The organism is Clostridium sp. CM037 (assembly GCF_055081095.1).
In genome coordinates this window covers 1959133-1971235 of sequence record NZ_CM143650.1, presented here as the reverse complement: position 1 = coordinate 1971235, position 12103 = coordinate 1959133, and the positions used below count along the sequence as shown (strand labels likewise).

Sequence of the window (12103 nt, the reverse complement as noted above, 5' to 3'; positions counted from 1 at the left end):
TTAAGTCATGTTCTTAAGTAATGGTCATAAAATTAAAAATCCACTAAAGAATTTTTAAGTGCGAAAATTGCTATTTGAGTTCTATCTCTTAATTCAAGCTTTGAGAGTATTTCTGTAATGTGATTTTTTACTGTTCCCTCTGTAACAAAAAGATTGCTAGCAATTTCTTTGTTTGTAAGCCCTGTTCCAATCCCAATTATAAATTCTACTTGTCTTAACGTTAGCTTATATTTATCCATAATATTACTTAGTGTATTTTTGGAATTGGACTTAGTATTATTTATAATTTTGGCTGCTACCTCAGGGTGCATAACTACATTGCCTCTATACACACTTTTAATGCCATCCATAATAATATCATAGGATGTATCTTTTAGAAGATAGCCACTTGCACCATGCTTCATAGCATCATATATATACTCATCATCTTTAAATGTAGTTAGTATTAGAATTTTTATATCCTTAAACTCACTTTTTATAAGTTTAGTACCCATAACTCCATCACACAAAGGCATTCTTATATCCATTAGGACTACATCTACTTTTTCATTTCTACATAATTTTAGAGCTTCTTCTCCATTACCACATAACCCCACTACATTTATTTCTAAATCAGAGCTTAAAATAATCTTTAATCCTTCTCTTATAAGTACTTCATCATCTGCAATTGCTATATTAATCTTTTCCAAATTCCTGCCCCCTGTTATTCTATAAAGCTTTCAATTTTTGGTATGGACATACTAATTTCAAAGCCTTTATCACCATGAACATTAACTTCTCCCCCAAGACTTTTAACTCTCTGTTCTATACCCTTTAATCCAAAACCACTTTTAATTTTAAGACAGCCTTTTCCGTCATCTTTTATATGTAAATATAACCTATCTTCTAAAAACTGAAGTGATATAATCACACTAGATGCATTACCATGATTAAGTGAATTATTAAGTGCTTCCTGAACTATTCTATATAAAGTGAAGCTCTGATCTCCATTCAATGTCCATTTTTCATTAGAAACAATAAAACTTACCTTAACTCCACTAAGTTTTTCAAAATTAGAAGTAAGTTCTTGAAGGGCAAAAACCCCTTGATAACTGTCAAAATCTGTTGGTTTAAGCTCTTTTACTGCCCTTCTAACATTTTCAATTCCATTTTTAGTGAAATGGATTAAATTACTCACCATTTTTTCACCTTCATTTTGGTCATTTTTCATTACATAAGGAATTGCTTGAAGCTGAATAAGCAGTGTAGATAAGGTATGCCCAACAGAATCATGGATTTCTCTCGATATTCTATTTCTTTCTCTCAAAATAGTTAGTTCTTCCACAGTATTTGAATACTGCTGTAATTTTTCGTAGGTCTCTTTTAAATTTTCCTCTGATATTCGTAGCTTATCATATAAGCGCTGTGCTTCACTTTTCCTCTCGCTTTCTTCTGCAATATATCTTCCCAAGACTCCAAATATAACTACAATTACCGTATTAAAAATCACATTAACTAAAATATAATTCTGCATCTTACCATAAACTGGTTTACTACTTTGAAATACTACCGCTGCATATAAAAATGAAATAACTACGTATGCATATGCTTTAGGAAGCATCAAAGCAGCATCCAAAACTGAAATGAAATAATATATAAAAATAAACCCATCAAAACTATAATAGATTATAGAAATTAATACTAAATCTATAAAAAGAGAAATTATCACTGCATATTTTCTCTTATATAAAAAATACATTCTTATCTGAGTATTCAATATATATGTCAGCATACAAATAATGAATTTAGTCATAATATTCATAGAATATTCACTGGTCATAACAACTGAAAGCGCCACTAGAAAATATACTATATATTTAATTAATTCTAAAAACGGATAATTATTTTTCTTCAATTTACCACATCCAGTTTATATATATTAATATTAAAATTATTCACAATAAAATATTGAAGCTCTTATAATTTTAGATTCTTCCTGACTGCTACTATAAACCTTAAGTTCTAAATTGTTTTCTTTCTCTGTTGTAGTTACTAATGCTAAATCACCTTTGTTAAGATTTATTTTTTCCTTTGTTTCTGTAGCTATTTCTACATCACCTTTCACTATATAAAATGCTTCTGTGATTTGATGAAATTTTTCAACATCATTGATATTATTGTGTAACAATATATCTTTAAACTCCCCTTTATTAACTGAAATTGATTCTAATCTCCCCGTGTAGCCTTGTGCCATCATTAAATTAAAATCTACAACTTTACCAAAACTTGTTGTTTTCCACTCTCCACTAAAGCTATCCTGCTCGAATGCTTTTAACACAGCATTATGATGACCTTCATGGCCAAGAAGTAGTTTTCCTTCAATAATCATAATAATCCTTGATATTCCGGGTAAAGATGTAAATGTAGATTGTTCTACTCCAACCTTTGCAGAACTCAGCCTCCATTTAAAATTACGATTACCATATAGTGAATCATTAGGATAAATATAAAGCTCTGTTGTTGTACCACCAGACCATTCACTTGTTTTATGTTGATTTTTTCTAATTATTTCAATATTGTAAGACATTTATAATTCCCCCCTATTACTTATCATATTTACATTCTATTTTTATATGTATTTTCCTTTTATTTCGAAAGTAGAAGTCATAATTTTTAGTTTGTACTTTAATCTGGGACTTAATTAAAAATATTTAGGATTAACAATTTCTAAATCTGAACTTGATATCGTGTAAACTATCCGATATTATTATAACTTAAGTGATATAATAATAAAGTAAAACAAACGACCGTTTAATTTACTTTATTATTCTTTTTGATGTTGATTAATATAAGCCATTTACAGGTAAATAAACTTAGTAAATAAATCAAGGTAAACTTATTTACAATTATAACCCTTTAGTTTACTATAAAGATAAATAAAAGGGGTAATGTAAATGATATTCGGATATGCAAGAGTAAGTACAATGGGACAAAGTTTAGATAGACAGCTCGATGCTTTAAAATTAGCAGGGGCTGAAGAAATAATTTAGGAGAAGATCACAGGAACTAAAGCAGATATGCCAGAGTTAAATAGGATATTAGCAGTATGTTTGATATTTCAAAGCCAACTTTATACAAATCAATAGAGGAGATAAGTAAAACTAATAATTTAAAAATACTTTGGAGAGATTAAAACTAACAACTCTAATAGTAATATATTCAAATCAGTTAATTCAGGATTGTATTTTATCATTCATTAATATAAATTTCAAAATAATATTTATTTGGTAAGGAGTTAAAAATGAAAAAATTGAGGTTATTGAATTTTATACCGTTATTGATGGCAGTACCATCAATAACTATTGGAGGGATAGCAATGTACACCAATAAAGTACCAATTGCTATTTTTGTTCAAAACATTTTTTATTTAGTATTAGCTGGAATAATTTCATACTTTATACTATTAAAAAAATCTAAAGTTAAAAATAATGCAAGCACTAATACCACTACTATTATAGTTGCAGTAATTCTTTTATTTCTAACTTTTATTAGTTCAGGAATAGAAGGCGTTCATAGATGGGTATCTGTTGGGCCAATTAAGTTTTACGTTGCAGTAATTGTCATACCTATTATAATTATAGATTTATGGGAATTGTTACTAATAAGAGATTGGTGGCTTTCAGCTGCTATTACAATAGTTATATCAGTTTTGCTTACTTTACAACCTGATGCTTCTATGCTAACTGCATTTGCTATTCCAATGATAATGTTGTTATGGAATAAGATTAATAACAATATTTTTCGTTCTTGTATTGTAGTGTTACTTTCTGCGTTGATTATTATTTCATGGGTGTTTTTAGATGGATTACAACCTGTATCTTATGTTGAAAATATAGTTAGTTTGGTAGCAAATATGGGAATAATATGGCTTAGTTTAGGGGTTATTTCTCTTGTAATATTGCCATTGCCATTTATATTTTTTTCACCAAAAAAATATAAATTGTTATCAGTAAGCATTGGTATGTATTTTATAATTATTTTAATTTCTACTCTATTTGGAAATTTTCCAGTTCCATTGATGGGATACGGAGTTTCCCCGATAATAGGTTATTTTATATCTATAACTTGGTTCGCAAAATCCAAAATTAATTCATAATATTCTTAACGTTCCGCCCCCCTTTTGTAGTATCAAAATCAAGAAATTTGCGAGTATAATCCTAGTTATGGTAACCAAATATACTTTTATTTAGTTTATACTCCTAGTCTATCTATGCTTTAATTTATATTTTAACTACATTTCAGAAAGAAAGTCTCCTACTTCTATAAGTGGGGTTTACATTCCCTAACAAATAGAAAACTTCAGTGGGAGTATAAATCTCCTTCTGAAGTCGTTAATATGCAGCTCCGCAGGAGATGATTTAATCCAGAAATTTTATATTTATAGTTTATTCAAACAAATTCTTGATATAAAAAATTGCAAATAAAAAACACCATATGGCGTTTTTTATTTGCAACAATCTTTATTAATAATAAAAATAATAGGAATTAAGTATATATTCAGCATTATATCTAACACTTAATTTTTTCAAATAAAGCTTAACCTTTTCTTTATGTTCCATATCTAAAAGGATTTTTTTAAAATGAGTTAGTTCTTTATCCGAAGCAGCATTTTTAACATATCCCCAAACATGCTCTGCAGTACTTACAAAACTTCCATTCTCTACATCAAAATTTATTATTTCATCCGTATACTCATAGAATTCCTCAATACTGCAATTCTCTTTTATCAATTTACTACACTCTTTATAATATTTATAATTTCTTTCCATTAATACATATTTATATTTAGCCCACTGTTTTTCTATAATTCCAGCCTTTGATTTCTTATCCCTGTTATTAATTATAATATTGCATTTTATAGCCGAAATATCTTTGTCTTTTACCTCTAGCATAATATCAATATTAAATTCTTTAACTTCATCATAGTATTCTAGAAAGGTTTTAACTATTATCGTATTTGAATGAGCCCCTATCTGTTTATGCAAATTTTGCTGACTATAGTGGGCTTTTATATTACCATCTTTTTTCTGCCATGTTTTAGCTACCTTCCTCATTATTTCTTTTATAGGCACCTCTATTTCATGATTACACTGATGGTGAAGGTTATCAAATATTACTGGTATATTAATTTCCTTACTTACTAAAAGTACATCATCAATATTAAATATTTTTCCATCATTTTCAATTACGAGCCTATCCTTTACCGAAGATGATAATCTTTTAAAATTTTCAATAAACCTATTCATAGCAGCACTTTTATCACCATAACCGCCACCAATATGAAGTATTATCTTATTGCTTGAATCCACACCTAATGAATCAAGGAATCTAGCATGGTATTCCAAATCTTTAATTGCTTTTGCTACAATCTCTTGTTTTTCTGCATTGAGTACTGTGTACTGACCTGGATGCATTGACACTCTCATGCCACATTCTTTTATATACTCGCCTATTTCATTTAATTCGTTTTGAAAATTTTTATGCCATGGAATTTCATTAATACTGTGACTTCCTAATGGAACTATATCTGAACTTATTCTAAATAACTTTATGTTATACTTCTCATTATTCTCTAATATTCCTCTTAGATCTATTAAGTTTTGCTCTAATATTTCTAAAAACATTTCTTCCGAAAAGTTCTTGAGCGTTAATCTTCTATTTGTTCTTGCATTTGTTGTAAGTGGTATGCATGCATATCCGATTTTCATATTTACCTCCTATTTTTTCCTCCCATGAGTGTATCCAACAACCTCAAATTCCTTTGAAAGTCCTTTAACAAATTCATTATAATAAGGACATGTTGCTCTAATGCATGTTGATAAATGTATACTGCTTACACCCTGTTTTTTTAATTCCTCTGAGGAATTAAGCATTTCTTTTAATGAATCTGCGTTACATCCGCTACATGGTATTTGCATTACCATGTCTAAACTAGCATCATAATCATTAAATGAGGCTGTCTTATTGTTAAATGCCTTTATACAACCTGAACCTGAGCATTTACTAGAAACTTTAAAACATCTTAATACAGCAATCTTTTTCATATTTATAACCACCTTAATAATTTATATACTATATTATATCTAAATACAAAAGTATAAGATGTGATTTATGTAACATATTTAATTAATGTTTTAAACTTCCTGCTTATTACATGTTTTAACCAACCTCATGCCTTCTTAGAGGTACGAAACCAAGTTAAAGGTATAATTGCATCCTAATGCTTTCGGCTAACCATATAGCCATATAGCCATATTTATCATTATTTTCAATAACCGTATTTTCAATATACGCTAACCCTTCCCGATACTTTGATTTAAAATACATCAATTAGATCTCCAGCATTATTTTTCAGCTTATCTACGGAGTGAATGTACCTATTAGTAGTAGCTAGATTTTTATGTGCAGCAAAATCCCTAACTTTCTCTACTGTAGCCCCTGCTAAAATTGCTAGTGTAATAGCTGTATGCCTGGTAGAATGAACTCGTAAATCTTTATCTATACCTGCATTTTTGCATACTCTTTTTATCATGTAATTTAAAGTGCTTGCATCTAATTTTTCTTTATTATTTCCATTAGTTGAATGGCCAATAAACAAATACTCCCCGCCACTTGATAACTTATTTCTTTTAGTCAACCTAATATATTCATTCATCATAGTAAGAAGGTTTCCTTGAATTTTTACTATATCCTCTTTACCTCCTTTTCTTATTACTTTTATTACATCATAACCTGTGTGCGTCGTAATATGCTTAATCTTAATATTTATAATCTCAGATTTCCTTAAAGCAGTTGTTAAAGCAAGTACTAATATAGTTTTATTTCTATGTCCTAATATAGTGGATGTATCTATACTATTTAATAAGACTTTACACTCTTCTTTTGTTAAAAACTCAGTTTCCTTATTATTTATCACTGGTTTTTCTTCTTTTAAATTTCCAAAAGGATTATATTTAATTATATATATGCCTGTAGAATTATCTTGATATTTTAATAACCACTTATATAGAGCACTCAATGATGATATTTTCCTATTTATAGTAGCTGAGGACATGTTTTTATCCATTAATTTCATTATAAAATTTTGAGAATGTAGTATAGATACCTTTTTAATATCTTCTATAGTGATGTCATAAATAGAACTTACGCAAAAAAAATCTTTTATATCTCGTTCATAGCTTTCAGCAGTATATTTACTTTTTCTAGACTTGATTTCAAGAAAATACCATATAAAATTTTTGTTATCTAAAGTCAAATCTGAATTATAGTTGAATTCTGTAAGATTGCTTATCATATGTATTCTCCTTTAATATTTTTTAAATTTCTATACATTTTAAAAAGCTGCAAACAGTAAGTTAGCAGCTTTTTAAAATCTACAGGCTATAATTATTCTTCTAAATCATTAATCAAGTTTACTATTTCTTCTAAAGCTAATTTTTCATCATCACCATTAGCTATAACGTTTACAGTTGTATTAGGACCGACTCCTAGAGATAAAATGCCTATTAAACTCTTAATATTAGCTTTTTTGCCCATATATTCTATACCTATATCTGATTTAAAAGACGCGGCTTTTCTTACTAATAATGTAGCTGGTCTAGCATGCAATCCTTTAGAATTACTAACGAGAACTTCCTTTGTTACCAATTAACTTCACCTCAATACTTTATTTATTATTGCATGCGATAATATAAAATATCTTATTTATTAACGCATGCTATTATAATATCACTAAAAACCATGTAAATCAATTTTAAATATTTTCAACAAACCTCGCTATTCTATCAAGTCCAATTTTTATATTTTCCATAGAAGTAGCATAAGACAATCTTATAAAATTATCTACCCCAAATGCTATACCCGGTATAACAGCAACTTTTTCTTTTTCAAGTAAAACATCTGAAAAAGCAATCGAATCTTTTATAACTTTTCCGTCGATTGATTTATTTAAAACATCCCCTATATTCACCATAACATAAAAAGCGCCTTCAGGTTTTATGCAAGATAAATTATTAATGCTATTAATTTTTTCCACCATATAATCTCTTCTTAGCTTAAATTGTCCAATCATTTTACCTATATCATCTTGATTTCCATTTAAAGCTTCAACTGATGCATATTGCGCAATTGAATTGGGATTTGATGTAGTATGACTTTGAATATTAGACATTAACGATACTGTTTCCGTGCTGCCAGCAGCATATCCTATTCTCCATCCTGTCATAGCGTAAGCCTTAGAAAGGCCGTTGATTACGATAGTTCTTCTGTAAGCATCCTCTGAAAGACTTGCTATACTAATATGGTCATTACTACCATACAATAATTTTTCATAAATTTCATCCGATATTATGATTAAGTTATTTATTTTTGCAAAATCAGCAATTTCCATAAGTTCGTCCTTTGAATATACGGTACCTGTAGGATTATTGGGACTATTTAATATTATTGCTTTAGATTTAGACGTTAATGCTCTATTAAGGCTTGCAATTGTTAATTTAAATTCATTAATTTCTTCTGTTTCTATATAGATAGGTTCTCCGTCCGCTAATTTAACCAATTCTGGATAACTAACCCAATATGGAACTCCAATTAAAACTTCATCTCCCGGATTTAAAATAGCTTGAAATACATTAGCTAAGCATTGTTTTGCTCCAGCTGAAACTATAATCTGAGCTGGTGTGTAAGTTAAGTTGTTTTCTCTCTTTAATTTTCCAATTATTGCCTGTTTTAGTTCGATAATACCTGAAGCAGCTGTATATCTTGTCCTGCCTTCTTTAATTGCTTTTATAGCTGCTTCTTGAATGTTTTTGGGTGTATCAAAATCAGGTTCACCAGCACCAAATCCTATGACATCTATGCCCTCGGCCTTCATTTTTTTAGCCTTTGCAGTTATATCTAGTGTTAAAGATGTTGTTATTTGCTTTGCTTTTTTAGATAATAGCATTTTTCTTACCCCCAATACTTATATTAATCTAATTCTTATGATACTAATATATCACTTTTTTTTTGTGATGTAAATGGAGCAATCCGATTTCATATTACATATTTTTTCAAATAATGTGTGTTATGAAATAAAAAAAACTCTTGTGATTTAGAAATATTCTAAATCTCAAGAGGATTTAATCTTACATTTGATTATTTAGCATAGTCAATAGCTCGTGTTTCTCTAATTACATTTACTTTAATTTGACCAGGATATTCTAGTTCATTTTCAATCCTTTTAACTAGATTTCTTGCCATTTCAACAGCACCTGCATCATCAATTATTTCTGGTTTAATCATAATTCTAACTTCTCTTCCAGCTTGAATAGCATATGACTTTTCTACACCTTCATAAGAATTTGCAATTTCTTCTAATTTTTCCAATCTTTTAATATAAGCTTCTAAAGTTTCTCTTCTTGCACCTGGTCTTGCCGCTGATATAGCATCTGCCGCTTGAACTAGTATTGCTTCAAGGGATTCTAACTCAACGTCACCGTGATGCGCTGCAATAGCATTTACTACAATAGAGGACTCATGGTGTTTCTTAGCTATTTCTGAACCTATAAGCGCATGTGGACCTTCAACTTCATGGTCTACAGCTTTACCTATATCATGAAGTAGACCGCATCTTTTAGCGAGTGTTGGGTCAATTCCAAGTTCAGATGCCATAAGTCCAGCTAAATATGAAACTTCTATAGAATGCTTTAATACATTTTGACCATAACTGGTTCTGTATTTAAGCCTTCCAAGCAGCCTGATAATTTCCGAATGAAGTCCATGCACTCCTGTTTCAAAAGTTGCTTGTTCTCCTTCTTCTTTTATGTCACTATCAACTTCTTTTTTAGCTTTTTCTACCATTTCCTCAATTCTAGCAGGATGAATTCTTCCATCCACTATTAGCTTCTCAAGTGCTATTCTAGCAACTTCACGCCTTATAGGATCAAATGCTGAAAGAATTACTGCTTCAGGTGTATCATCTATTATTAAATCTACACCTGTAAGCGTTTCTAGAGTTCGAATATTTCTACCCTCTCTACCTATTATTCTTCCTTTCATCTCATCATTAGGAAGCGAAACCACATGAACTGTTGTTTCTGCTACATGATCGGCTGCACATCTTTGAATAGCATAAGTAATAATTTCTCTTGCTTTTTTATCAGCTTCTTCTTTTGCCTTAGTTTCAATTTCTTTAATCATAATTGCAGCATCATGTTTAATTTCTTTTCTAATTTCATCTAATAAAACTTGTTTTGCCTCATCAGATGTCAACCCTGATAATCTTTCTAATTCTCCTCTTTGCTTTGTGTATAAATCTTGTACACTTGCTTCTAGCATTTCACTTTCTTGTTGTTTTTTATTAAGATTTTCTTCTTTTCTCTCCAGCACATCACTTTTTTTATCTAATGATTCTTCTCTTTGGATATTTCTTCTTTCTAACCTTTGAACTTCATTACGTCTTTCTCTTGATTCTTTTTCTAAATCAGTTCTAAGTCTGTGAACTTCTTCTTTGGCTTCTAAAATAGCCTCTTTCTTTTTTGATTCAGCATCTTTTACACTTTCATCAATAATTTTTTTAGCTTCTTTTTCGGCCTTGAAAATATTTGCTTGAGATATATTTTTTCTAATATAAATTATAACAAAAATACATGCTAAAACAACAACCAAAATAGCACAAACTACTATGAGCATTGTTTGACTTTTAGTATCCATTGATTATCAACACCTCCTTTGCTTATTTCAAATCTATTTAAGAGTAAATATGAAAGCTAGAAAAGGTGCTATATTTAATTGGTAACAATTTTAATATACTAAACCAGTATTTGTATTTATTTTATATTACTTTTCAGTTAATGTCAAGATTTTAACGTTTAAATAAGTCTTTATTATTACTATTATATAGTAGTTATGATAAACTTTAGCATATTGCATCATAGAATGCATATGCCTGATACCATAATAATATTCCTTAATTATAAGTTAAAGAAAAAAAGCAAGTAAAAACTTGCTTTTATGCTTCTTTTTTACTTGCTTCTTTTTTGCTAACTTCTTTTTTACTAGTCTCTGCGTTCTTGTATAATGGTAGGTTATGTTTTGCTCTAATTTTGTTTTCTATCTCTAACATAACCAAAGGGTTTTCTTTAAAATATTGTTTTGAATTTTCTCTTCCCTGTCCAAGTCGTATATCTCCATATGAGAACCATGCTCCACTTTTTTGTACAATCTCTTCTACAACTCCTATATCTAGAACATCTCCCTCTCGAGATATGCCGTGACCATACATAATATCAAATTCAGTTTTCTTAAATGGAGGAGCTACTTTGTTTTTAACTATTTTTATTCTTGTTCGATTACCCATAAATTCATCGCCTTGTTTAATTGTATCTATTTTTCTAATATCTAGTCTAACAGATGCATAAAATTTCAATGCTCTACCACCAGGGGTTACTTCTGGGTTACCAAACATTACTCCTACTTTTTCTCTTAATTGATTTATAAATACAAGAACACATTGGGATTTATTTATAGAACCCGCAAGTTTTCTTAAAGCTTGCGACATAAGTCTTGCTTGGAGTCCTACATGGGAGTCTCCCATTTCGCCTTCAATTTCAGCTTTAGGCACCAAAGCTGCTACCGAATCCACGACGATAACATCTATAGCCCCAGAGCGAACTAAAGCCTCTGTAATCTCTAACGCCTGTTCACCAGTATCTGGTTGTGATACTATTAAATTTTCTATATCTATTCCTAGTGCTTTAGCATATTCAGGGTCTAAAGCATTCTCTGCATCTATAAATGCAGCTGTACCACCATTTTTTTGAGCTTCTGCAACTATATGAAGTGCAACTGTAGTTTTACCTGAAGATTCTGGTCCAAAAACTTCTATTATTCTTCCTCTAGGTACACCACCTATGCCTAGACCTATGTCAAGTCCTAAACAACCAGTGGAAATAGCCTCTATATTTAACTTACTATTTTCTCCAAGTTTCATTACAGAACCTTTTCCGAATTGTTTTTCTATTTGACCCATAGCTACTTCTAGCGCTTTTAATTTTTCATTATTCATAAATTTCCCCTGCGGGTT

Annotated in this window: 12 protein-coding genes; 2 read left to right on the top strand and 10 right to left on the bottom strand. The window is 29.8% G+C overall.

Features of this window, described 5'->3' with window-relative positions; translation table 11 throughout:
- Nucleotides 1-32 precede the first annotated feature (32 nt).
- From ACWJKP_RS09625 to ACWJKP_RS09615, 3 genes are read right to left on the bottom strand one after another with little or no spacing between them, the layout of a single operon-like run.
- A complete protein-coding gene (locus ACWJKP_RS09625) occupies nucleotides 33-689 on the bottom strand; it encodes a response regulator transcription factor (RefSeq protein ID WP_165412200.1) in 657 nt (218 codons plus the stop codon).
- 14 nt (nucleotides 690-703) lie between these two features.
- A complete protein-coding gene (locus ACWJKP_RS09620; protein ID WP_165412199.1) occupies nucleotides 704-1894 on the bottom strand; it encodes a sensor histidine kinase in 1191 nt (396 codons plus the stop codon).
- A gap of 36 nt (nucleotides 1895-1930) precedes the next feature.
- Nucleotides 1931-2566, bottom strand: a complete 636-nt coding sequence (locus tag ACWJKP_RS09615; protein WP_165412198.1) for a HutD/Ves family protein — start codon at nucleotides 2564-2566, stop codon at nucleotides 1931-1933.
- A gap of 367 nt (nucleotides 2567-2933) precedes the next feature.
- Here ACWJKP_RS09615 and ACWJKP_RS09610 point away from each other — a divergent pair, with 367 nt between their 5' ends.
- Both ACWJKP_RS09610 and ACWJKP_RS09605 read left to right on the top strand, forming a co-directional pair.
- Nucleotides 2934-3029 carry a recombinase family protein gene (locus ACWJKP_RS09610; RefSeq protein WP_224578975.1) on the top strand — a complete coding sequence of 32 codons (96 nt, stop codon included), beginning with the start codon at nucleotides 2934-2936 and terminating at the stop codon, nucleotides 3027-3029.
- A 251-nt stretch (nucleotides 3030-3280) separates the two neighbouring features.
- Entirely contained in the window at nucleotides 3281-4135 is an 855-nt protein-coding gene (locus ACWJKP_RS09605; protein ID WP_165412197.1) for a cell division protein, read from the top strand.
- Between the two features lie 367 nt (nucleotides 4136-4502).
- Here ACWJKP_RS09605 and uvsE read toward each other — a convergent pair whose 3' ends face one another.
- The 7 genes from uvsE to recA form a co-directional block, all read right to left on the bottom strand.
- Nucleotides 4503-5747 (bottom strand): UV DNA damage repair endonuclease UvsE, encoded by a 1245-nt coding sequence (gene uvsE / locus ACWJKP_RS09600; protein WP_165412196.1) that lies wholly within the window; start codon nucleotides 5745-5747, stop codon nucleotides 4503-4505.
- Nucleotides 5748-5756: 9 nt separating this feature from the next.
- Entirely contained in the window at nucleotides 5757-6083 is a 327-nt protein-coding gene (locus tag ACWJKP_RS09595; RefSeq protein ID WP_165412195.1) for a CGGC domain-containing protein, read from the bottom strand.
- 272 nt (nucleotides 6084-6355) lie between these two features.
- Nucleotides 6356-7333, bottom strand: a complete 978-nt coding sequence (locus ACWJKP_RS09590; protein ID WP_165412194.1) for a tyrosine-type recombinase/integrase — start codon at nucleotides 7331-7333, stop codon at nucleotides 6356-6358.
- A gap of 92 nt (nucleotides 7334-7425) precedes the next feature.
- Nucleotides 7426-7686 (bottom strand): HPr family phosphocarrier protein, encoded by a 261-nt coding sequence (locus ACWJKP_RS09585; protein ID WP_165412193.1) that lies wholly within the window; start codon nucleotides 7684-7686, stop codon nucleotides 7426-7428.
- 106 nt (nucleotides 7687-7792) lie between these two features.
- Complete coding sequence (locus ACWJKP_RS09580) at nucleotides 7793-8983, bottom strand: pyridoxal phosphate-dependent aminotransferase (protein WP_462961656.1); 1191 nt, start codon at nucleotides 8981-8983, stop codon at nucleotides 7793-7795.
- A 191-nt stretch (nucleotides 8984-9174) separates the two neighbouring features.
- Nucleotides 9175-10731 carry a ribonuclease Y gene (rny, locus tag ACWJKP_RS09575; protein WP_224578977.1) on the bottom strand — a complete coding sequence of 519 codons (1557 nt, stop codon included), beginning with the start codon at nucleotides 10729-10731 and terminating at the stop codon, nucleotides 9175-9177.
- 298 nt (nucleotides 10732-11029) lie between these two features.
- Nucleotides 11030-12085 (bottom strand): recombinase RecA, encoded by a 1056-nt coding sequence (gene recA / locus ACWJKP_RS09570; protein ID WP_165412191.1) that lies wholly within the window; start codon nucleotides 12083-12085, stop codon nucleotides 11030-11032.
- Between the last annotated feature and the right edge of the window lie 18 nt (nucleotides 12086-12103).

Bases quoted from the DNA above. Each gene is read 5' to 3' on its own strand.
- ACWJKP_RS09610 (WP_224578975.1), top strand. From the start codon at position 2,934: ATGATATTCGGATATGCAAGAGTAAGTACAATGGGACAAAGTTTAGAT.
- recA (WP_165412191.1), bottom strand. From the start codon at position 12,085: ATGAATAATGAAAAATTAAAAGCGCTAGAAGTAGCTATGGGTCAAATA.
- ACWJKP_RS09595 (WP_165412195.1), bottom strand. From the start codon at position 6,083: ATGAAAAAGATTGCTGTATTAAGATGTTTTAAAGTTTCTAGTAAATGC.
- uvsE (WP_165412196.1), bottom strand. From the start codon at position 5,747: ATGAAAATCGGATATGCATGCATACCACTTACAACAAATGCAAGAACA.
- ACWJKP_RS09590 (WP_165412194.1), bottom strand. From the start codon at position 7,333: ATGATAAGCAATCTTACAGAATTCAACTATAATTCAGATTTGACTTTA.
- rny (WP_224578977.1), bottom strand. From the start codon at position 10,731: ATGGATACTAAAAGTCAAACAATGCTCATAGTAGTTTGTGCTATTTTG.
- ACWJKP_RS09615 (WP_165412198.1), bottom strand. From the start codon at position 2,566: ATGTCTTACAATATTGAAATAATTAGAAAAAATCAACATAAAACAAGT.
- ACWJKP_RS09580 (WP_462961656.1), bottom strand. From the start codon at position 8,983: ATGCTATTATCTAAAAAAGCAAAGCAAATAACAACATCTTTAACACTA.
- ACWJKP_RS09605 (WP_165412197.1), top strand. From the start codon at position 3,281: ATGAAAAAATTGAGGTTATTGAATTTTATACCGTTATTGATGGCAGTA.